This window comes from Flavobacterium niveum (assembly GCF_055231775.1).
Map to the genome: position 1 here is coordinate 151,003 of NZ_JBUYSX010000008.1, position 22,113 is coordinate 173,115.

The window sequence follows — 22,113 nt, forward strand, 5'->3', positions numbered from 1 at the left end:
TACCCTCGTATTGATTTTAACACCTACAAGGTCTTTGAGACCATGCAGGAGCCGAATCCTACTTTGCCTTTGCTGCTTCAGCCTGCTTTTGTAGCGCCCTTTTGTACTCTTTAGGGAACACCTTCACAAAGCTGCCTATCTGGTTGTCAAAGTCCTTCAGTATAAAGTTGGCCGTAGCGCTGTTCGTATACTCATAGTGTTTTTGCAGCAGGCCAAACAGTTCTTCCCTGTCGGCATCGTTGCATTGTTCCAGGTCTATCATTTCGGGGTTGCAACGTTCAGCAAAGTCTTTATGGATATCATAGATATACGCAATACCGCCACTCATACCCGCCCCGAAGTTGCGGCCTATTTTGCCCAGCACCACTACGCGCCCGCCGGTCATGTACTCACAACCATGGTCGCCAATACCTTCTACAACCACCGTAGCACCTGAGTTTCGCACCGCAAAACGCTCACCGGCACGGCCATAAATGTAGGCCTCGCCACTGGTGGCACCATACAGCACCACGTTACCCGCAACGCTGTTAAATTCCGGTTTAAAGCCCGCATCGGCAGGCGGACAAATAATCAGCTTACCTCCACTAAGCCCCTTGCCTACGTAGTCGTTAGAGTCGCCTTCAATGCGCAGGGTAAGCCCCTTGGCAGCAAACGCCCCAAAACTCTGTCCTGCCGCACCGTAAAATTTAAAACTTATCGTATCATCAGGCAGGCCTGCACTTTTGTAGACTTTGGTAATCTCGTTGCTCAGCAGTGTACCCACCGCACGGTTTATGTTGCGTATCGGGAACTCTGCCTCCACCCTTTCGCCATTGGCAAGGGCAGGCTGTGCTTTTTCAAGCATTTGCCAGTCGAGTATACCGTCAAGCCCGTGGTCTTGCTCCTCGGTTTTGTACAGGCTTACATTATCAGGGTTTGGTTCTTTATACAGTACCCTGCTCAGGTCAATATTTTTATATTTCCAATATTCAATATCATCACGCTGTTTCAGGTTATCAACCTGGCCTATCATTTCGTCAACCGTACGGAAACCCAGCTCGGCCATGATTTCGCGTAATTCTTCGGTAATGAATTTAAACAGGTTTACCACGTGGTCTACCTCACCGCTAAAGCGCTGGCGCAGTTCCTTATCCTGCGTGGCAACCCCTACCGGGCAGCTGTTCAGGTGGCACTTGCGCATCAGTATGCAGCCCTCTACCACAAGGGCGGCAGTGGCTACACCCCATTCTTCGGCACCAAGCAGCGCTGCTATGGCTATATCGCGGCCGGTTTTCATCTGGCCATCGGCCTGGACGGTTACACGCGGACGCAGTTTATTCTTAATCAGGGTCTGGTGGGTCTCGGCAAGGCCAAGTTCCCACGGAAGCCCTGCATGCTTAATCGAACTTATAGGCGAAGCGCCCGTACCACCATCAAAGCCTGACACCAGCACCACATCGGCCTTGGCTTTGGTAACGCCCGAAGCTATGGTACCCACACCAGCCTTGCTCACCAGCTTTACGCTGATACGGGCAGCACGGTTGGCATTCTTCAGGTCGAAAATAAGCTGTGCCAAATCCTCTATCGAATAAATATCGTGGTGCGGCGGCGGCGATATAAGCCCAACCCCCGGCGTAGCGTGGCGTGTACGGCCTATCCAGTCGTCTACCTTTTCGCCCGGAAGCTGTCCACCTTCGCCCGGTTTGGCTCCCTGCGCCATTTTTATCTGTAGCTCATCGGCTTCGGTAAGGTAACGGCTGGTAACGCCAAAGCGCCCGCTGGCTACCTGTTTTATAGATGAACGCATGCTTGCACCATCGGTAAGCGGTTCGTAACGGGCTTCGTCTTCCCCGCCTTCCCCGGTATTGCTGCGCGCGCCCAGCTTGTTCATGGCTAAAGCCAAAGTAGTATGGGCTTCCCACGAAATAGAGCCGAAACTCATGGCTCCCGTAGAGAAACGCTTATAAATATTCTCAGCCGGTTCTACCTCATCAATAGAAATCGATTTGCGTTGCTTATTGAATTCCAACAGGCTACGGAGCGTACAGGCTTTTTCGCCCTGCTCGTTTACCAGTCGGCTGTATTTTTTAAACAGGTCGTAATTATCGGTACGTGTACTCAGTTGCAGCAGGTGTATGGTCTGCGGGTTAAACAGGTGGAATTCGCCCTTGCGTTTCCATTGCAGTTCACCCCCTACCGGAAGCCTGTCGCTTGGTATCTGTTTATTACTGAATGCAAAGCGGTGTTTTATCAGGGCTTCTTCGGCAATATCGTCGAGTTTCAAACCTTCAATATTACTTACCGAACCCGTAAAATACGTATCTACAACCTGCCTATTGATGCCCAGTATCTCAAATATCTGTGCACCCTGGTAGCTCTGGAACGTAGAAATACCCATTTTAGAGAAGACTTTTAAAAGTCCGCCCTTCATGGCTTCGATATAATTGTCTTTCAGCTCTTCAAAATTCAGGTTGGTATCAATAAGCCCCTGTTCTGCCCGGTCGCGAATCGTAGCAAACGCCATGTACGGATTGATGCCCGTAGCGCCATACGCAATAAGGCAGGCTGCATGGTGTACTTCCCAAACGTCGCCCGCTTCGGCAATAAGGCCCACCTCACCCCTTATGCCCTTGCGGATAAGGTGGTGGTGTACTGCGGCTACCAACAGCAGCGAAGGTATGGGCGCATGGCGCGAATCAATGGCCCTGTCCTGAAGGATGAGCATACGGTACCCGTCTTCTACGGCATCTACAGCGTAGCGGCACACACGGTCGAGCGCTTTTTTAAGCGCATCAGCGCTGCCATCGGCACGGAAATAGCCTTGTATGGTCTTACTCTGAAACGTACCCGTATCTATGCTTCGGATTTTCTCCAGATAATGGTTGTCCAGTATCGGGTGGCGTAGTATAATACTGTGTGCCGCCAATGGGTCTTCGGCTAAAATATTACCGTTAGTCCCTGCAAAGCTCGCCAATGACATCACCAGTTTTTCACGGATTGGGTCAATCGGCGGATTGGTTACCTGTGCAAAAAGCTGCTTAAAATAGTTGGCCAAATGCTGCGGCTCCTTACTTAAAACAGCCAACGGTGTATCGGTACCCATAGAGCCTACCGGTTCCTTGCCCGTAAGCGCCATAGGCATAATGATATCCTCAATGGCCTCGGTAGTATAACCAAAGGTCTTTTGGTACTTAAATACCTGGTGGTGTGCCAGAGGCGTAAAGGTAATACGCGGCTCAGGCACCTTGCCCATAGTTATCTTATATTTTTCAAGCCATTCGCCATACGGCTGGCGGCTGCATATTTCTTTTTTAAGGTTATCGTTGGTTATCAGTTCGCCTTTTTCAAGGTCAACAACCAACATTTTGCCCGGGCGTAAGCGGCCTTTTTTCACCACTTGGCTGGCATGCAGGCCCAGCACTCCGGTTTCAGATGCCAGTATCATACGGCCGTCTTTGGTTATACTGTAGCGTATCGGCCTAAGCCCATTACGGTCGAGCGTGGCACCAATCATTTTACCGTCACTGAAACATACAGCAGCAGGGCCGTCCCACGGCTCCATAAGGCAGGAATGGTATTCGTAGAATGCTTTCTGTACCGGATCCAGCGCTTCGTTTTCATCCCAGGCTTCGGGAATCAGCATCATTAATACATGTGGCAACGAACGCCCGCTAAGCATCAGCATCTCTACCATATTGTCAAGGCTGGCAGAGTCCGATTGCTTACCCGGAACGAGTGGTAACAACATATTGATTTCTTCCTGCGTAAAATGTGGCGAAGCAAAGTTCTTCTCATTGGTACGCAGCCAGTTCAGGTTGCCCTGAAGTGTGTTGATTTCGCCATTGTGTGCTATGTAGCGGAACGGCTGTGCCAATGCCCATGACGGGAACGTATTGGTAGCAAAACGCGAGTGTACCAATGCATAAGCACTGGTCATGCGCTTGCTTTGTAAATCAGGGAAATAATGGCGCACCTGCTCACTGGTCAGCTGCCCCTTATATACAATAGTCTGCGACGAAAGCGAGGCAATGTAATAACCCGTTTCGTTTTTGCGGATGATGCTGTTTATGGTATGCGATGCATAGTTGCGTAGCACGAACAATTTGCGTTCAAAAGCAATATCCTCTGTAATATGCTCCGGACGCATGATGAACACCTGTTCTATTTCGGGCTCCACGCTCAGTGCCGTATCGCCTATCCCATGGCGGTTTACGGGTACCTTGCGGTAGCCTAAAATATCAAGCCCCAGTTGTTCGGCAGTTTCGGCGAAAATCTCTTTGCAGTCTTCCACTAATCCCTTTGGGAAGAATACCATACCTACGCCGTACTGCCCTGCTTCGGGCAATTTAATACCCAATTGTACACACTCACTTACCAAAAATGCATGCGGCACCTGGAACGATATGCCTGCACCGTCGCCCGTGTTGTTTTCACAGCCGCAGGCGCCGCGGTGCTCCAGGTTTTCCAGTATGGTAAGCGCATCCGATATGTGCTGATGGCTCTTGCGGCCCTTAATACTGGCCACAAAACCGATACCGCAGGCATCGTGCTCATGCCGCGGGTCGTAGAGCCCTTCGTGCCCTTTCTCCATTAAAATATCCATGTCTCCTGTTTGTTACGTAAAATCCGTTTATCTTTATGCCCGCGGGGTACAAGGGCTATAAAGAAAACGGGCGGTTAAATTATGAAAATTTTACACAATAACTGTTAAAACAAAATAGTTTAACCAACGCTTAAGCACCTTTCGCCTCACAAAACGCAGTAAATTTTATTCTGCGATAAAGAAAATTTAATAATAAAATCACAAATAGCACCTAATCGTTACATTATTAAATATTGATGGGTAATTTTTTGAAATATCTATATATCGGGGCAATTTTGTTAATTGTCATTTCATGTTCCGACAAGGCTGATAAAAGCCATGACAACCAGGTCTTCCGTTACAACGAAAATGCTGCCGTAAATTCGCTCGACCCGGCTTTTGCCAAAATACGCCCCAGCATCTGGGTATGCAACCAGCTTTTTAATGGCCTGGTACAGCTGGACGACAGCCTGCACATAAAACCCGATATTGCCAAATCATGGGATATTTCACCCGACGGAAAGACGTATACGTTTACTTTAAGAAAGGATGTATGCTTCCACAAAAATGCAGTTTTTGGCAAAGACAGTACGCGAACCGTTACAGCACACGACTTTAACTACAGCCTGAACCGCCTGCGCGATGAAAAAGTAGCCTCACCCGGCGGCTGGATTTTGCAAAGTGTAGAATCATTCAGCGCGGTAAACGATTCGGTATTCCAAATAAAACTGAACAAAACCTTCCCGGCCTTCCTGGGGCTGCTTACCATGAAGTATGCTTCGGTAGTGCCGCATGAGGCATTTGAAAAACAAGGGTATGATTTCCGTTCGAATCCCATTGGTACAGGGCCGTTCCAATTTAAAATCTGGGAAGAAAATGTGAAATTGGTACTGCGTAAAAACCCTTTATACTACGAGCGTGACGAAAAAGGCGTACAACTCCCCTATATGGAAGCGGTAGCTATTACCTTTCTGCCGGATAAACAAAGTGGCTTTTTACAATTTGTGCAGGGTAAGCTGGATTTTGTTTCGGGGCTTGACCCAAGTTATAAGGATGAGATACTGACCCCTAAGGGTGAACTGCAGCCGAAATATAAGGACAAGGTAACCATGATTACCGGCCCTTACCTGAATACCGAGTATATGGGCTTTAGGATGGATGGCGATAATGCTGCACTGAAGGATAAAAGGTTACGACAGGCACTGAACTACGGTTTCGACAAGGACAAGATGATTAAATACCTGCGCAATGGTATGGGTACGGGCGCTACACACGGTATTATCCCGACGGGGCTGGGTGGGCATGGTGCTAAAGGTTACGAATACAACCCGCAAAAAGCCCGTGAACTGGTGGCCGCATATAAAAAAGCTACGGGCGACAATAACCCAAAAATACAGATGAGTACCACCGCCAGCTATGTAGACCTTGCCGAATATGCCCAGCGCGAATGGCAGAAAATAGGCCTGAACGTGGAGGTGGACGTTAACCCACCTACTACGCTTACGCAAAGCATTGCTACAGGTAAAGCGCCTTTCTTTAAGGCGACATGGATAGCCGACTACCCCGATGCCGAAAACTACCTGAGCCTGTTTTACAGCAAAAACTTTGCGCCGGGCGGGCCGAACTATACGCATTTTAACAACCCGAAATTCGACGCGCTGTACGAAGCCGCATTCCTGGAAACGGATGATACCAAACGTTTCCAACTCTACCGCCAAATGGATGAAATGGTGATGGAGGAAGCGCCGGTAATACCTCTGTTTTATGACAAGGCATCGCGCTTTACGCAAAAGAATGTTTCAGGTTTGGGCATTAACCCGCTAAATTTATTGGTATTGAAACGGGTGAGGAAAAATTAAGATTTTTTGTCCCACCCGTAGAGACGTTGCACTGCAACGTCTCGCATAAAACATAAAAAAATCAAAACAGGAGACGTTGTAATGCAACGCTTCATATAAAAATATACACAATCAAACAGGAGACGTTGCAATGCAACGTCTCTACCGAACCAACCAACATAATTGTCATGGATAAATTCCAAAACAAATACCGTATACCATCGGCACGCAGGCCCGGATGGGATTACAGTAATAACGCCGCTTATTTTATTACTATATGTACTGCTGCAAGGGAGCATTTTTTCGGCTCTATTACCGATGGCGAAATGAACCTTAGCGAAATAGGAAAAATAGCCTTCGAATTTTTACAGCAAATCCCTTCACATTTTTCTTTTGCAGAAATAGATTCTTTTGTGGTAATGCCAAATCATGTGCACATGATTTTGATAATCAATCATTCTGCCGTAGAGACGTTGCACTGCAACGTCTCGGAATCCGATAAACCACACATAAAAGAAGGTATGTTGCAGTGTAATATTTCCAGCCTCAATGAAGAGACGTTGTATTTCGTTCTCAATGAGGAGACGTTGCAGTGCAATATTTCCAGCCTCAATGAGAAGACGTTGCAGTGCAACGTCTCTACGGATAACGGGTTTATGGCAGAAATATCACCAAAAGCCGGGTCTGTACCTGTAATAATTCGTTCGTATAAATCTGCTGTTACTAAAGAAACTAAAAAGTTTAATACAGATTTCTGTTGGCAAACGCGATTCCATGACCATATTATACGTAGTGAAGCATCTTATAAAAAGATTAAGCAATACATTAATGACAACCCGGCAATGTGGGATAACGATATGTTTAATTCCTAAATCTTTCCCAAATCAGGGTGTTACTTGCCGTGGTAATGGGTAATTTTGAAACCCGATTAAGATTTGGTGTATGAAAATACTGATAGTAGAAGACGAACCCGGGCTTAGGGAAGTTATCAGGGAATCACTCGAAAAAGAAAAATACCTTGTGGAAACGGCAGCCGATTTTAATGCGGCGCTCGGCAAGATAGGCGTATACGATTACGACTGCATCCTGGTAGATATAATGCTGCCCGGCGGCAGTGGCCTGGAACTGGTACGCGAACTGAAATCCCTGCAAAAGCAGGAGGCCGTTATTATTATCTCTGCCAAAGATTCCGTTGACGATAAAGTAGCAGGACTGGATCTTGGTGCCGATGATTACCTTGCCAAACCCTTCCACCTTGCCGAACTGCATGCACGGGTAAAATCGGCCATACGCAGGCGCAACCAGAACGGCAGCAATAAAATCACTGTAGGAAATATTGGACTTTTTCCCGAAGAACGTACCGTTTCGGTAAACGGGCAGCCGCTTACGCTAAACCGCAAGGAGTTTGACCTGCTGTATTACTTCATGATAAACCCAAACCGGCTGATTAGCAAAACTGCGCTGGCTGAATCGGTTTGGGGTGATTTCATCGACCAGGCAGACAACCTTGATTTTGTATATTCACAGATAAAAAACCTCCGCAAAAAACTAAAGGATGCCGGTGCAGGTGCCGACATACAGGCTGTATACGGCATGGGGTATAAAATGATAACCGCCGAATAAAACAGGATATGGGTAAAAAGGGCATATCGTTACAAAACTACACACTGCGCTACCTTGTGGCGGCACTGCTGCTTGTTATAGCGGTATGGGCGGGCTTGTTCTATGCATTGATACTGGAGGAAGTGTACGACAACATAGACGACGGCCTTAAAAACTCCAAGATACTTATCGTAAGGGAAACCTATGCACATCCTGAGTTATTGCACACACCTGAATTTGGTATTAACCAATATAAGATAGAGCCGTTACCAAAAGGCAGTTACGATTTCTCAGATACGTTTGTAAGCACGTTCGAGTTTATGGAATATGACGACGACGACGAACCCGTACGCCTGCTGAAAACCGTATTTAACGATGCGCAGGGCAACCCGCACCGCCTTACCATTCGTGCCAGTATGGTAGAGGAAGACGAACTGCTGGAAGACCTTCTCACTGCACTGATAGCCCTGTATGCCATGCTGGTTATAAGCATAGCCCTGCTGAACCGCGTAATACTAAAACGTGCCTGGGCGCCTTTTTACAGCATGATGCAAAAGCTGAAACTGTACAGGCCGGGCAGCGGGAAAACCTTTGAAGGTACCGAATCTCCTGTGGCGGAATTCAGGGTACTGGCAGATGAGCTGGCCGACCTGCTGCAACGCAACGAAGCCACCTACGCCAGCCAAAAACAGTTTATAGAAAACGCCAGCCACGAACTGCAAACACCATTGGCAATCAGCATTAATAAGCTGGAACTTTTTGCCGATAATGCATCGCTTAGTGAAGACCAGCTTAACGAAATAAGCCGTATTAGCGATACCCTGAACCGTCTGGTACGCCTGAACAAATCGCTGCTGATGCTGAGCAAGATAGAAAACCGCCAGTATACCGATAGTGAGGACGTTGATTTTAGTGAGTTGGCCATCACCCTGGCTGAGGATTATGAAGACCTGGCTGCTTATAAAAACGTCACCATAAGCACCGAAACTGTAATCCCGCTGCATTATACCATGAACCGGGGGCTGGCTGTGGTATTGGTCTCAAACCTTATAAAAAATGCTTTGGTACACAACCACAAAAACGGGGTTGTGCACATCAAAACAGGCCACAATAATTTGAGTATTGAAAATTCAGGCAGCAACTATGCGCTGGACAGTGAACGGATTTTCAATCGCTTTTACAGGGATATGTCCAATGAAAACTCTACCGGGTTGGGATTGTCATTGGTACAGTCTATAGCAGGGTTGTATAATATCGACATACACTACAATTTCACGGGAAATCATGTCTTTACATTAAATTTCCCAAAATAACGGTATTCCCAATTGTTTCCAGTATCGGGGCGTAATCTTGTACTATAATTTAAAAACAAAGATTATGAAAACGACATCACTGTTACTCAAAGGCCTGTTAACTACAACACTCATCTTTACGCTTACTGCCTGCAATGCCCAAAAGAGGAACATTACCGTAAAAGAGCTTCCGGCTACTGCACAGGCGTTTATAAGAAAGCATTTCCCTAACCAGGCTACATCGTATATTATTGAAGACAAAGAGCTCACCCATACCGAATATGAAGTACATTTTACGGGTGGTGCAGAGGTAGAGTTTGACGGTAAAGGCAACTGGAAGGAAGTGGATATGAACCGTAACCTGATGCCTGTAGGTGTTTTACCTAAAAATATTGCCACTTATATTGCACAAAACTACAAAGGCCGGCAAACTGAAAAAATAGAACGTAAGCGCTACGGCTATAAGGTTGAGTTTACCAGCGACCTGGAACTGGAATTTGACGCCAACGGTAATTTTTTAAAGATTGATGATTAACGTAGAGACGTTGCAGTGCAACGTCTTAAACCTACAGAACAGGAGACGTTGCAGTGCAACGTCTCTACAAAACATTCACATGATTTTTATAACATTGATTTAATTTTTGTAGCTTTAAGCAAAATTGCAAGAATCAACCTTTTAAAAATCAATGCTATGAAAAAAATTATTGCTTTTGCGGCAGGGCTATGCCTGTGCCTTACTTCGTGTGCTACAGACAGTAGCACCATGAGTTTCTCCGGAGACACTGCTATGGGTGGCGACTCTTACACCGAGCTGGAGGAAAATCCTTTTATTAATGTAACCGATGAACCGGTATCTACATTCTCCATTGATGCTGACGGTGCCTCTTATGCCAATTGCAGGCGTTTTATTGGCGCGGAAAACACAAAGCCGCCCAAAGGTGCCATACGCACCGAAGAGTTTATCAACTACTTTAACCTGGATTATGCCAATGATGCTACAGGCGCACCGGTAACGGTTAACGGCGAGGTAAGCCCGTGCCCGTGGGCTACAGGGCACAAGCTGGTGCGCATAGGGCTTAAAGGCAAGCACATACCCGATGCGCAATTGCCTGTCTGTAATTTCGTTTTCCTTATAGATGTATCGGGTTCTATGGGGAGTGATGACAAGCTGGCTTTGCTTAAAAACGGGTTTAAGCTGTTTACAGACCAGCTTGGCCCGAATGACAGGGTGGCTATTGTTACCTATGCAGGTGCAGCCGGTGTACTACTGCCATCTACACCGGGTAGTGATAAACAAACAATCAAACAGGCTATAAACCAGCTTGGTTCAGGAGGCAGTACGGCAGGTGCTGAAGGTATAATTACGGCGTATGAAATAGCCCAGCAAAACTTTATACAAGGCGGCAACAACCGTATTGTAATGGGTACCGACGGCGATTTTAACGTAGGTATAAGCGATAAGGATTCACTGATTGAGCTTATTACTACCAAACGTGATATGGGTATTTTCCTTACCGTGCTGGGCGTAGGGCGTGGCAACCTTAACGATGCCGCACTGGAACAGATAGCCAACAAAGGTAACGGTACTTACGAATATATAGATACTATAGAACAGCTTAACAAGGTGTTTATTTATGAGTACAATAAATTTTTCACTGTAGCCAAGGACGTAAAAGTACAGGTAAACTTTAACCCTGCCAATGTGGAATCGTACAGGCTGATAGGCTACGAAAACAGGGTACTGAACAATGATGAATTTGAGGACGATACTGCCGATGCAGGCGAAATAGGTGCCGACCAAAACATTACTGCATTGTACGAAATAATACCTACGTCAAATGTCTACTTTAAGGATGTGCCTACTTTTACCATAGATTTCAGGTACAAGCTACCCGATTCGGAGGTGAGTACGCCGCTGCAACTTGAAATTTTCGACCAGGGTTACAGCTTTACACAATCGTCTAAGCACATGAAGTTTACAGCTGCCGTAGCGTCTTTTGCCATGCAGCTTGCCGATTCCGGTTATAAAGGCACAGCCAGTTACAATTCGGTACTGGGCTGGATAAACGATGCAAGCCTGCCCGATGAACACGGATTTATACAAGAACTGAAAACCTTGGTAGAAAAAGCGAACGGGCTTTAATCACTCTTTATCTAATAAAACAAAAGGCATATCCTTACCGGGTATGCCTTTTGTCTTTATCGTTTGGTGCGCTTTTGGCGGCGGTAGTCCCATGGTGGTGTGGGGTCGTTATCTGCCCACAGGCCAAGGTGTTGTTCGCGTGCTTTCTGCTCGTATGTGTCAAGCTGGGCATTGTCGCTATATTGCTTATAATGCCATGCAAAACCTGCCTTAACCAGCTCTTCGTTTACATTGGTACCGTCATCTGTAGTAATCTTACCTACAATGCGGCCATAGCGGTCACGCCCGGTATTTACCACGGTAACCGTTTTACCAAAACAAAGGTCAGATGCAAATTGTTTTGCCTTCATGCCAAACGCCTGCTTCTTTTCGGGGCAGTCTATCTCAGCAAGGCGCACACGCTCAGGTATACTGTCGTACAATACCTCAAAAGTATCGCCATCCTTAATCCCGATAACCTTACCGGTAAAGGTGCTAAGCTCACGCAGCTCTTTAGGCTGCTTTGCCTTACGGGTTGTTTGTTGCCTGCGTTCTTTACGCTGGGGTTCGCTACGCTCGTCATTTTTTTGGCTTAGCCTGCCCAGGTTAAATACCAGCAGTATAATCGCAATGGCTATGGTAACCAGCCCAAGGCCGGTTTTCTTATTCTTTTGCCTTGTCATATTACAGTTTGCGCAGCATTTCGGTTTGTGCGTATACTTCGCGCAGTATGGCGGCATCCTCTTCGGTAAAGGTTACATGGCGGCGTGCCATAACCTCCTCTGCCGTCTGGAATGCTTTCTCAAGCTGGTACGTTACCATACCCGAAGCGCCACCCCAAGAGTAGCTCGGGATAAAATTACGCGGGTAGCCCCCACCAAAAATATTGGCACATACCCCTACTACCGTACCGGTATTAAACATGGTGTTGATACCGCTCTTGCTGTGGTCGCCCATAAAAAGGCCGCAAAACTGCAGGCCGGTTTTTACAAAACCATTCTTCTCGTAATCCCAAAGCTTTACTTCGTCGTAGTTATTTTTCAGGTTAGAATTGTTGGTATCGGCACCCAGGTTGCACCACTCGCCCAATACGGAGTTGCCCAAAAAGCCGTCGTGCCCCTTGTTGCTGTAACCAAACATAACCGAATTGCTCACCTCTCCCCCTACGCGGCACTCAGGTCCTACGGTGGTAGCGCCATATATTTTGGCACCCATTTTTACCACAGCGCCTTCGCACAGTGCAAATGGCCCACGGATGATGGAGCCTTCCATAATCTCGGTATTCTTTCCTATATATATAGGCCCGGTAGAAGCGTTAAGGGTTACGTATTCCAACTTGGCACCTTCCTCAATAAAAATATTGTGGGGTGCTATGGTGTTTACGCTGGCAGGTATGTCCTGCGACTCACGTCCATCGGTAAGCAGTTCGAAATCTTCACGCAGGGCGGCATCGTTCTTTTTAAAGATGTCCCATACGTGCTCTATTTTCAGTACCTCGTCATTAAATTCTATAATATCATAACTGTCAAAATCTACCTGCTCCTGGGTATCGTTAGTATAAAACGCCACCACTTCATCTTCACAGAAAATAGCCTGGTTCGGCTCCAGCGAGCGTACCATTTCGGCGAGTATTTCGTTGGGCAGATAAGCACTGTTTATCAGCACGTTTTCCTCCATTTCCACCATAGGGTATTTTTCGCCAAGGTATTCCTCGGTAACGGTGGTAGTGGTATAGCCCAGGCAGCGCTCCCATTTTTCGCGAATGGTAAGTATACCAATGCGTATATCGGCTACGGGGCGGGTAAAGGTAAACGGCAATAGGGCATTTCGCACGGGGCCATCAAAAAGTATGTAGTTCATTTGAGTATGAAAGTTGCAAGTTATAAAGTCCAAAGTTAGGAAAAAGCTACTTAGCTTCTGAGCCACTTAGCTACTTAGTTAAAAAAAGCTCCTTAGCTTCTGAGCCACTTAGCTACTAAGCCGCTTAAAAACTCAGCAGCTAAGTAGCTAAGCGGCTCAGAAGCTCTAAAAAGAAAAAGCCTCCCGTAAACGGAAGGCTTCTCTATATCTGAAATAGCTAAAATTACTTTTGGAATTTAGCGTATTTGTTTTTGAATTTGTCGATACGACCGGCAGTGTCAATAAGTTTAGACTTACCAGTGTAGAAAGGGTGTGAAGTGCGAGAGATCTCCATTTTCACAACCGGGTACTCAACACCTTCGTATACAATTGTTTCTTTAGTTTCAGCAGTAGATTTAGTGATAAAAACATCCTCGTTAGACATGTCTTTAAAAGCAACTAACCTATAAGACTCAGGGTGAACACCTTTTTTCATCTTTTTGTTTTTTATTTCGCTGCCCTTATTTTGCGGCTTCCTGTTACAGAAGGTATAAACTCAGGTACAGCTTTGTTTATATTAATTTCAATTCAGGCTGCAAAAGTACAATTATTTTTGAAAAATCAAACTATCTTATATATTTTTTACCGAGTGTAACATAAGGGGTAAAGTTACGACATATACAGGCATAAATTGTATATTTGTCAAACCAAAAACAAAACGCTTACACCATGAATGAAGCAGTAAAGAAAAACGGTATAACCTTTGGCCTTGTTATAGGAGGGCTTTCGGTGGTTTTAATTACTTTAATGTATGTTATAGACCTGAAACTGTTTGTAAACATGTGGATTGGTATCCTTATGTTTTTTGTAAACCTTGCCATAGGCATATATGCCATAGCCAAAGTAAAAAAAGCACAGGGCGGGTATGCTTCATTTAAAGAAGCTTTTACTACTTACTTTTTAGTAATGCTTATTGGCGCAGGTGTATACTCTATATATACCTTTTTAATATTTAATGTTATAGACCCTGATATAAAACCGGTTGTAACAGAACATGTAGTAGAAACAACTGCTAAAATGATGCAGGGCATGGGCGCCAAATCTGCCGATATTAAAAAAACACTTGAAGAAATACGCAAAGCCGACAGCTATAGCATAGCAGCACTGGCAAAATCATATGTATGGGGGCTTGTAATAAACATTATAATAGGCCTTATTGTAGGTGCTGTAATGAAAAGGCAGGATCCTTTTGAGGGTATGAAGCCGGAAACCCCGGAAAATATAGGCGGAGAATAATATAAATGGACATATCTGTAATAATCCCCCTTCTTAACGAAGAAGAATCGCTTGGCGAACTACACAGCTGGATAGCACGCGTAATGGTGCAACACAATTTCAGCTACGAAATATTTTTTATAGACGACGGCAGTACCGACAACTCGTGGGGTGTGGTAAAAAGCCTCTCTGAAAAAGACCCGAATGTAAAAGGCATACGTTTTTTCCGTAACTACGGTAAAAGCCAGGCTTTACATGCGGGTTTTGGCCGTGCACAGGGCGATGTGGTAATAACCATGGATGCCGACCTGCAGGACAGCCCCGACGAAATTCCCGGATTATATGAAATGGTTACCGGTGGCGGCTACGACCTGGTAAGCGGCTGGAAGAAAAAACGCTATGACTCTGTTGTGGCAAAAAACCTTCCGAGTAAATTATTTAACTGGGCGGCAAGGCGCACATCGGGCGTACACCTTAACGACTTTAATTGCGGGCTTAAAGCCTACAAAAATATAGTGGTAAAGAACGTGGAGGTTTCGGGCGAAATGCACCGTTACATCCCTGTATTGGCCAAAAATGCAGGCTTTGCCAAAATAGGCGAAAAAATTGTTATCCACCAGGCGCGCAAGTACGGCTCGTCTAAATTCGGCATGAACCGTTTTGTAAACGGCTTCCTGGACCTTATAACCATTTGGTTCATTTCTAAATTTGGTAAACGCCCTATGCACCTTTTTGGCGCCATGGGTGTGGTAATGTTCCTTATAGGGCTGTTTTCGGCACTGTACATAGGCTTCCTGAAGCTGTACAAACTGTACAACCACGAAAAAACCATACTGGTTACAGAAAACCCTTGGTTTTACATAGCCCTTACCACCATGATAATAGGCACACAACTGTTTTTGGCAGGTTTCCTCGGCGAAATAATTCTTCGTACAAAAAACAACGAAGAACGCTATAAAATCAGCGAAACTTTATAATTTTAGTATCTGATCAACGCGTTATAAAAAACAAGACAATTATGGAAATCGAACAAGCTTTACTGGATAAGGTAAACGTGTGGCTTACACCGGCCTTTGACAGCGAAACACAAGCCGCCATCAGGCAGTTGATGGAAACGTCGCCCAAGGAACTGGAAGACGCTTTTTACCGCAACCTTGAATTTGGCACCGGTGGTATGAGGGGCGTTATGGGCGCCGGTACTAACCGCATTAACAAATACACCCTGGGCAAGGCTACACAGGGGCTTTCTGATTACCTAAAAACATCGTTCCCCGGCCAGGAACTAAAAGTGGCTATTGCTTACGACTGCCGTAACAACAGCGATACCCTTGCAAAAGTAGTAGCCGATGTGTTTTCGGCTAACGGTATTAAAGTATACCTTTTCTCTGAACTACGCCCTACGCCTGAACTTTCATTTACCGTAAGGCACCTGGGCTGCCAGGCAGGTATAGTACTTACAGCATCGCACAACCCGCCGGAATATAACGGCTATAAAGTATACTGGCAAGATGGCGGCCAGCTGGTTCCGCCACAGGATAAAGAAGTAATACAGGTTATAGAAGCACTGGAATACAGCGCCATAAACTTTGACGCTAAACCTGAACTTATAGAATACATAGGCGAAGAAATAGACAAGGAGTTTATAAAGATGGCTATAAACAATGCCTCTTTTAACACTACTCCCGAAGCCAAGCAAAACCTTAAAATAGTATACACTCCCCTGCACGGTACATCGGTAAAACTGATACCGGACCTGCTGGAAAACGCAGGCTACAGCAGCGTAACTATAGTAGCCGAGCAGGCTGTACCAAACGGTAACTTCCCTACGGTAAAATCGCCAAACCCGGAAGAGCCGGAAGCATTGAAAATGGCTGTAGAGCTGGCCGACCAGCTTAACGCCGACATAGTTATAGGTACTGACCCTGATGCCGACCGCCTTGGCGTGGCCGTGCGCAACGGTAACGGTATTATGACTCTGCTGAACGGTAACCAGACCATGATACTGATGACGGAGTTCCTGCTAAGCGAATGGGAGAAAAAAGGTAAGCTTGACGGCACACAATTCATTGGCTCTACCATAGTGTCTACACCTATGATGCACGAACTGGCCAGCGCTTACGGGCTGGAGTGCAAAGTGGGCCTTACCGGCTTTAAATGGATTGCCAAAATGATTGTAGATTTCCCTGAACAGGAATTTATAGGCGGTGGCGAAGAGAGCTTCGGTTATATGGTGGGCGACAGCGTACGCGATAAAGATGCTGTGACCTCTACCCTATTGCTTTGCGAAATTGCTGCCCAGGCTAAGGCCAATGCCAGCTCACTGTACCAGGAACTGCTTAAGCTGTATGTAAAATACGGTTTCTATAAAGAATACCTTATTTCGCTTACCAAAAAAGGCCGTGACGGTGCTGCCGAAATAAAACAGATGATGATAGACATGCGCGAAAACCCACGCAAAGAAATTAACGGGCAACGCGTAATTATGGTAGAAGACTACCAGGCATCTACTGCCAAAAACATACTGGACGGCAGCGAAGAATCCCTTACGCTACCTAAGAGCGATGTACTTATCTATTACCTTGAAGACGGTACCAAGATATGCGCACGCCCAAGCGGTACGGAACCTAAGATTAAATTTTATTTCAGCGTAAACGATACGCTGGATGACGTGAAAAACTTTAAGCGTGTAGAAGAAGCGCTTGACCAGAAAATCAAGAATATTGTAGAGGAACTTGACCTCAAATAATTAGATGAGTGATTATAAAAAGATTGCGCGCTTAGCACTGCCTTATAAAAAATATATTGGCCTCAATGTATTTTTTAACGTGCTAAGCGCGTTTTTTAGCACCATTTCGCTAATAGCGGTTATACCGGTGCTAAAAGTTATTTTCCAGGACACAAAACCTGTAGTTAACAAACCGCACTATACCGGTTTTTCAGATCTTAAGGATTATTTAGAAGACCTTCTGAATTACACCCTTAATATCCACATTCAGCAGGATGGCATCTTCACTGTACTGATGTATATTATCACGGTGATTATTGTAATATTCATGCTGAAAAACCTGACCACCTACCTGGCAGTTTATTTTGTGACGTACCTTCGGAATGGGCTTATTAAAGACATTCGCGAAAAAATGTATGATAAGGTACTGAGGCTTCCTGCTTCATACTATTCAGACACTACAAAGGGCGATACTATTTCACGCCTTACTACAGACGTAAATGAGATAAGTAACTCTATGCAAAACATTCTGGAAATGGTTGTAAAAGAACCGTTAACCATATTGTTTACACTGGGTGCCATGATGGCCCTGAGCCTTAAGCTAACCATGTTTGTATTTGTGTTTATCCCTATTGCAGGATTTTTGGTTTCAAAAGTAGGTAAGAGCCTGAAAAAGAAGTCACTTCTACTGCAGCAGGAACAAGGACAGGTACTATCGGTGCTTGAAGAAACATTGGGCGGCCTTAAGATTATTAAGTCATTTACAGCCGAGGCTATTTTTGGCAAAAAGTTCAATGCCACCAGCGACAAGCTTTTTGAACACAGTAATACTGTAGCTAACAGGCAAAACCTGGCTTCACCAATGAGTGAATTCCTTGGTATATTAATCATATCAGTACTACTGGTGTATGGTGGCTACCTTGTTTTTGAAGATAAAACCATGGAAGCCGGTTTCTTTTTAGGTTACATCCTTATGGCTTATAATATCCTTACACCTGCAAAGGATATTTCTAAAGCAAGCTACGGATTAAAACGCGGTACAGCTTCAGCAGAGCGTATTGTACAAATACTGGAAGCCCCTGTAGCCATAGAAGATAAAACAGATGCCATAGAGAAAAACGACTTTATTACAGGCATCACTATTGAAAATATTACCTTCAGCTATACCGGCGAGAAAAACGTGCTTACTGATTTTTCATTAACGGTGCCTAAAGGACAAACCGTAGCACTTGTTGGGCAATCGGGTTCAGGTAAAAGTACAATAGCCAGTCTGCTTACCCGTTTTTACGACGTAAACGACGGCGCTATAAAAATAGACGGACTGGATATACGCGACCTGAAACTGCAATCGCTACGCGGCCTTACCGGACTTGTAACTCAGGACAGTATTTTGTTTAACGACACCGTAAGAAACAACCTTTTAGTAGGTAAACCCGATGCTACAGACAATGAGCTTACAGAGGCTCTTAAAGTAGCAAATGCCTACGAATTTGTACAAGGGCTGGAAAAAGGCATTGATACCAATATAGGTGACGGTGGCGGTAAACTATCGGGTGGGCAAAAGCAGCGTATCAGCATAGCACGTGCGGTACTGAAAAACCCTCCGATTATGATACTGGACGAAGCCACATCGGCCCTTGATACCGAAAGTGAAAAACTGGTACAACAGGCGCTGGACAACATGATGCAAAACCGCACATCGGTAGTTATTGCCCACAGGCTTAGCACCATCCAAAAAGCGGATAAAATTGTTGTGATGAAGCACGGCCGTATTGTAGAGCAGGGCACACACGACGAGCTTATAGCGCACGACGGCACCTATAAGAAACTGGTGATGATGCAGTCTTTTGAATAAAGGTTATTCGGTGATTTGGTTATACGGTTATTCGTAAAACCTGTACCTAAAATATATGTATAGCCGCATTATTGCGGCTATATTTTTACCCAACAGAACCACAAACCATGAACAATAAACTATAAACCTGAAAGCATGATTAAAGCCATAATATACGACCTTGATAATACCATTTTCCCGGTGCCTGCCATTGGCGACAAGCTCTTTGGCCCGCTATTTAACCTTATAGAAAGCACCGGACAGCATACCGAAAACATGGACGCTATACGTTACGCGATTATGCGTACGCCGTTCCGCCTGGTAGCAGCGCGCAATAACTTCAGCGACGAACTTACACAAAAGGGCATCGAGCTACAGGAAACCCTGTTTTACGATGAACCGATAGATGCCTTTGAGGATTATCCGCTTACGCATGATATCCCCGGCGAACGTTTTTTAGTCACTACAGGTTTCGCCAAAATGCAGAACAGCAAAATTGATGCACTGGGCATCCGCAATGAATTTAAGGAAGTACATGTGGTAAACCCGGTGCTTACGAGTAAAAAGGAAGTTTTTGCGGATATATTAGAACGTTTTGGTTACACTGCTAATGAAGTATTGGTTATAGGCGACGACCCCGAGAGTGAAATTGCCGCGGCAAAGGCTTTGGGCGTAAAAACTGTATTGTATGATCCGCAGGATAAATTCAGTGCCGCTGAGGCTGATTACAAAATAAGCCATTACAGCCTGCTGAAAGCGATTGTTACGGATTTATAACAAAAATATAAACTGTACCATACCAAATTAATGTAACTTTAAAGTTACTTTACGGCACCAAACCTGATATTGCTATGTACGTTTCTAACCCGAACATTACCCTGCCCGACCCCGATACGGTGGTATGGAAGTATATGGACCTTTCTAAATTCCTGGATCTGCTGATGTGCGGGCAACTGTTTATGGCACGTTCCGACAAGTTTGAAGACCAGTATGAAGGTACCTTCAGCGAACCTACTTTTGAGGAAATGAAGCGCCTTTCAGAAAACGAACCGGGCTTCCTTGACCGTTATAAAAACCTGCGTAAGAGTATAGCGGTAAGCAGTTGGCACATTAACGAATATGAAAGCTATGCCATGTGGCAAATTTTCACCAAAAACAGTGAAGGCCTTGCCATACAAAGCACCATAGGCCGTATACAGCAAGCGCTACAGCCCGAAGTTCGTTACGAGCAGCATCTGGGCGATGTGAAGTACATTGACTATAAAACGGAATTTATCCCGTTTGACAATGAGTTTTTCCCATTCCTTTTTAAGCGGAAAAGCTTCCAGTACGAACGTGAGGTGCGCATTGTTACCAACGCGGCCAAATATGACCTTGTCCTAAACGAAGGCCTTAAAATAGACGTGGATATCAACCAGCTCATAGAGCGTGTGTACATCCATCCGAAATCTGAAAACTGGTACAAAAAACTGGTATTCGAACTGATGAGCCGCCTCGGTTTTGAACTCCTCATCGAAAAATCAGACCTGGAAAGTGATATTTTTATATAAAAGTAACTCAGAATCTCAGAAACTATTCAAAAGTTACTGGAATAGCCTGGGTGCTTGTCACAGTACCATCGCCAAAAGTAACTGAAACGGTAAACACATAAGTCCCCGTTTGTGTAGGCGCTACAGTAGGCTTTATAGCATAATAATGCATGTAATATTGCTCTCCACTTGTAGGATATACTTTACTGAGCAAAATATTCTCAATTACCTGCACTAAATCTCCCGTAGTTGACCTATCAATGCTAACTACGCCGGTATCAATCTTTTTCAGGTAATGTTTTGATTTAAAAATCGCCGCTAGGTCAGCCCCCGCAGGATACGTACTGGTGTAATCACGATCTGCAATTACACTCACTTGTTTTACTTCAGGTTCAAATATTTCTATTGGTTCACAAGACATAGCGTATGCAGAAGTGCCTAATGACAAGGGTTTAAGTGCGCTAATTAAATTTACATCTGCATCCGGGAAATCCAGCGCAAGGGTAAAATCTTCAAAAGGTATAGTGTCCTGTTCCGTTAAATCGGTATCATCATATACGGCAACCGTTAAATCACCCGGCATTGCCGAAAAGCGGTTAATATCTTCACAACATCCTTCAAGCAATACGGGCAAAACAATAAATGCAAGCGCTAAAAACAGTTTCTTTTTCATGGTTAGGTTTTTCAAAAAGATACTGTTATAGCACAAAGGTTGCGTACGGCCAATAAAAAAGCCACTACATAGTGGCTAATATTCTTAATAGATTTTGATAAGGTCCCCAGCAGAAGTGAAGGTGGCCGTTAAGTCTACCCCATCTTTGGTCAGTACCAGTTTATATTCGCCATCATCGGCCTTATAAGCCTCTTTTATGGTATAATTGCCGTACTGTTTCTTTATCTTCTCTAAAGCTTCCGCAGAAACTTCAGATACTTTTATCTTCTTGTATTGTTTCTCCTGGATAATAATCTTACCAATTATATAGCTATGTGCAGATACACTTTGGCTTGCAAACGAGAATAATATTGCAGAAATAATGAGGAACTTTTTCATAAGGATAGTGTTTATTGATATAAAAGTAGTGAACACTTCTTATGAAATATGTTTAAGATATATTAAAGTTTTTGAAAATTAATGCTGCGAAAAGACTTCATAAAGCAATGTACCAAGCAATAAAATGAGTAAAATAGCCAGTATACCTAAAATAATTACCGCCCATTTAAGGATTTTAAGGATCTTTTTCAGGGTTTGATGTGTTTCATCAGTAGTCTTTTCCAGCAGGTTAAGGCTTGCAGCAGTAACCACAAAAAAATCATCAACCCAGCCAATTACGGGAATATCCGGTATAATATCTACCGGGCTTACAGCATAAACTACACTCAAAATAGCTAATGCAGATGCCCAGGCCGTCTTATTCTTACTATTTGTTTCCATAATCCTTTATTGAGAGGTTAGTTTGTAGTAAATATAAGCAAAAATCCTACCGAACAGCATCATA

The 22,113-nt window shown here is 44.8% G+C and carries 19 protein-coding genes; 12 read left to right on the forward strand and 7 right to left on the reverse strand.

The window, feature by feature from the left end; genetic code table 11:
- Positions 1-58 precede the first annotated feature (58 nt).
- Positions 59-4,582, reverse strand: coding sequence for a glutamate synthase large subunit (gene gltB, locus ACZIX4_RS19005; protein WP_463337234.1), 4,524 nt, complete (start codon positions 4,580-4,582; stop codon positions 59-61).
- Positions 4,583-4,818: 236 nt separating this feature from the next.
- On the opposite strand from gltB, the gene ACZIX4_RS19010 reads away from it, so the two are divergent.
- From ACZIX4_RS19010 to ACZIX4_RS19035, 6 genes are all read left to right on the forward strand, one after another.
- Positions 4,819-6,420, forward strand: a complete 1,602-nt coding sequence (locus ACZIX4_RS19010) for an ABC transporter substrate-binding protein (protein ID WP_463337235.1) — start codon at positions 4,819-4,821, stop codon at positions 6,418-6,420.
- A 167-nt stretch (positions 6,421-6,587) separates the two neighbouring features.
- On the forward strand, positions 6,588-7,271 hold the full coding sequence (locus ACZIX4_RS19015) for a transposase (protein ID WP_463337236.1): 684 nt from the start codon (positions 6,588-6,590) through the stop codon (positions 7,269-7,271).
- 70 nt (positions 7,272-7,341) lie between these two features.
- Entirely contained in the window at positions 7,342-8,022 is a 681-nt protein-coding gene (locus ACZIX4_RS19020) for a response regulator transcription factor (RefSeq protein ID WP_463337237.1), read from the forward strand.
- A gap of 8 nt (positions 8,023-8,030) precedes the next feature.
- On the forward strand, positions 8,031-9,314 hold the full coding sequence (locus tag ACZIX4_RS19025) for a sensor histidine kinase (protein ID WP_463337238.1): 1,284 nt from the start codon (positions 8,031-8,033) through the stop codon (positions 9,312-9,314).
- A 64-nt stretch (positions 9,315-9,378) separates the two neighbouring features.
- A complete protein-coding gene (locus ACZIX4_RS19030; protein WP_463337239.1) occupies positions 9,379-9,828 on the forward strand; it encodes a PepSY-like domain-containing protein in 450 nt (149 codons plus the stop codon).
- 156 nt (positions 9,829-9,984) lie between these two features.
- Positions 9,985-11,436: a vWA domain-containing protein gene (locus ACZIX4_RS19035; RefSeq protein ID WP_463337240.1), complete on the forward strand. Its 1,452-nt coding sequence runs from the start codon at positions 9,985-9,987 to the stop codon at positions 11,434-11,436.
- A gap of 56 nt (positions 11,437-11,492) precedes the next feature.
- On the opposite strand, the gene ACZIX4_RS19040 is transcribed toward ACZIX4_RS19035, so the two are convergent.
- The 3 genes from ACZIX4_RS19040 to ACZIX4_RS19050 form a co-directional block, all read right to left on the reverse strand.
- Positions 11,493-12,098, reverse strand: coding sequence for a thermonuclease family protein (locus ACZIX4_RS19040; RefSeq protein ID WP_463337241.1), 606 nt, complete (start codon positions 12,096-12,098; stop codon positions 11,493-11,495).
- A 1-nt stretch (position 12,099) separates the two neighbouring features.
- Positions 12,100-13,275, reverse strand: coding sequence for a GlmU family protein (locus ACZIX4_RS19045; RefSeq protein WP_463337242.1), 1,176 nt, complete (start codon positions 13,273-13,275; stop codon positions 12,100-12,102).
- A 223-nt stretch (positions 13,276-13,498) separates the two neighbouring features.
- A complete protein-coding gene (locus tag ACZIX4_RS19050; RefSeq protein ID WP_463337243.1) occupies positions 13,499-13,750 on the reverse strand; it encodes a type B 50S ribosomal protein L31 in 252 nt (83 codons plus the stop codon).
- 233 nt (positions 13,751-13,983) lie between these two features.
- Between ACZIX4_RS19050 and ACZIX4_RS19055 the strand changes: the two genes are divergently transcribed.
- From ACZIX4_RS19055 to ACZIX4_RS19080, 6 genes are all read left to right on the forward strand, one after another.
- Positions 13,984-14,550, forward strand: coding sequence for a DUF4199 domain-containing protein (locus ACZIX4_RS19055; protein WP_463337244.1), 567 nt, complete (start codon positions 13,984-13,986; stop codon positions 14,548-14,550).
- Positions 14,551-14,555: 5 nt separating this feature from the next.
- Positions 14,556-15,506, forward strand: coding sequence for a glycosyltransferase family 2 protein (locus tag ACZIX4_RS19060; RefSeq protein WP_463337245.1), 951 nt, complete (start codon positions 14,556-14,558; stop codon positions 15,504-15,506).
- Between the two features lie 41 nt (positions 15,507-15,547).
- Positions 15,548-17,275, forward strand: a complete 1,728-nt coding sequence (locus tag ACZIX4_RS19065; protein ID WP_463337246.1) for a phospho-sugar mutase — start codon at positions 15,548-15,550, stop codon at positions 17,273-17,275.
- A gap of 4 nt (positions 17,276-17,279) precedes the next feature.
- Entirely contained in the window at positions 17,280-19,109 is a 1,830-nt protein-coding gene (locus ACZIX4_RS19070; RefSeq protein ID WP_463337247.1) for an ABC transporter ATP-binding protein, read from the forward strand.
- A gap of 135 nt (positions 19,110-19,244) precedes the next feature.
- Positions 19,245-19,865 (forward strand): HAD family hydrolase, encoded by a 621-nt coding sequence (locus ACZIX4_RS19075; protein ID WP_463337248.1) that lies wholly within the window; start codon positions 19,245-19,247, stop codon positions 19,863-19,865.
- Between the two features lie 74 nt (positions 19,866-19,939).
- On the forward strand, positions 19,940-20,638 hold the full coding sequence (locus ACZIX4_RS19080; RefSeq protein ID WP_463337249.1) for a hypothetical protein: 699 nt from the start codon (positions 19,940-19,942) through the stop codon (positions 20,636-20,638).
- A 22-nt stretch (positions 20,639-20,660) separates the two neighbouring features.
- Here ACZIX4_RS19080 and ACZIX4_RS19085 read toward each other — a convergent pair whose 3' ends face one another.
- From ACZIX4_RS19085 to ACZIX4_RS19095, 3 genes are all read right to left on the reverse strand, one after another.
- A complete protein-coding gene (locus ACZIX4_RS19085; protein ID WP_463337250.1) occupies positions 20,661-21,290 on the reverse strand; it encodes a hypothetical protein in 630 nt (209 codons plus the stop codon).
- A gap of 84 nt (positions 21,291-21,374) precedes the next feature.
- The gene (locus ACZIX4_RS19090) at positions 21,375-21,668 is read right to left on the reverse strand and encodes a hypothetical protein (protein WP_463337251.1); all 294 of its coding nucleotides are present in this window, start codon (positions 21,666-21,668) and stop codon (positions 21,375-21,377) included.
- Positions 21,669-21,746: 78 nt separating this feature from the next.
- Entirely contained in the window at positions 21,747-22,049 is a 303-nt protein-coding gene (locus ACZIX4_RS19095) for a YkvA family protein (RefSeq protein WP_463337252.1), read from the reverse strand.
- Positions 22,050-22,113: the final 64 nt, after the last annotated feature.

Coding starts and splice junctions, on each gene's coding strand:
- gltB (WP_463337234.1), bottom strand. CDS start 4,582: ATGGATATTTTAATGGAGAAAGGGCACGAAGGGCTCTACGACCCGCGG.
- ACZIX4_RS19010 (WP_463337235.1), top strand. CDS start 4,819: ATGGGTAATTTTTTGAAATATCTATATATCGGGGCAATTTTGTTAATT.
- ACZIX4_RS19015 (WP_463337236.1), top strand. CDS start 6,588: ATGGATAAATTCCAAAACAAATACCGTATACCATCGGCACGCAGGCCC.
- ACZIX4_RS19020 (WP_463337237.1), top strand. CDS start 7,342: ATGAAAATACTGATAGTAGAAGACGAACCCGGGCTTAGGGAAGTTATC.
- ACZIX4_RS19025 (WP_463337238.1), top strand. CDS start 8,031: ATGGGTAAAAAGGGCATATCGTTACAAAACTACACACTGCGCTACCTT.
- ACZIX4_RS19030 (WP_463337239.1), top strand. CDS start 9,379: ATGAAAACGACATCACTGTTACTCAAAGGCCTGTTAACTACAACACTC.
- ACZIX4_RS19035 (WP_463337240.1), top strand. CDS start 9,985: ATGAAAAAAATTATTGCTTTTGCGGCAGGGCTATGCCTGTGCCTTACT.
- ACZIX4_RS19040 (WP_463337241.1), bottom strand. CDS start 12,098: ATGACAAGGCAAAAGAATAAGAAAACCGGCCTTGGGCTGGTTACCATA.
- ACZIX4_RS19045 (WP_463337242.1), bottom strand. CDS start 13,275: ATGAACTACATACTTTTTGATGGCCCCGTGCGAAATGCCCTATTGCCG.
- ACZIX4_RS19050 (WP_463337243.1), bottom strand. CDS start 13,750: ATGAAAAAAGGTGTTCACCCTGAGTCTTATAGGTTAGTTGCTTTTAAA.
- ACZIX4_RS19055 (WP_463337244.1), top strand. CDS start 13,984: ATGAATGAAGCAGTAAAGAAAAACGGTATAACCTTTGGCCTTGTTATA.
- ACZIX4_RS19060 (WP_463337245.1), top strand. CDS start 14,556: ATGGACATATCTGTAATAATCCCCCTTCTTAACGAAGAAGAATCGCTT.
- ACZIX4_RS19065 (WP_463337246.1), top strand. CDS start 15,548: ATGGAAATCGAACAAGCTTTACTGGATAAGGTAAACGTGTGGCTTACA.
- ACZIX4_RS19070 (WP_463337247.1), top strand. CDS start 17,280: ATGAGTGATTATAAAAAGATTGCGCGCTTAGCACTGCCTTATAAAAAA.
- ACZIX4_RS19075 (WP_463337248.1), top strand. CDS start 19,245: ATGATTAAAGCCATAATATACGACCTTGATAATACCATTTTCCCGGTG.
- ACZIX4_RS19080 (WP_463337249.1), top strand. CDS start 19,940: ATGTACGTTTCTAACCCGAACATTACCCTGCCCGACCCCGATACGGTG.
- ACZIX4_RS19085 (WP_463337250.1), bottom strand. CDS start 21,290: ATGAAAAAGAAACTGTTTTTAGCGCTTGCATTTATTGTTTTGCCCGTA.
- ACZIX4_RS19090 (WP_463337251.1), bottom strand. CDS start 21,668: ATGAAAAAGTTCCTCATTATTTCTGCAATATTATTCTCGTTTGCAAGC.
- ACZIX4_RS19095 (WP_463337252.1), bottom strand. CDS start 22,049: ATGGAAACAAATAGTAAGAATAAGACGGCCTGGGCATCTGCATTAGCT.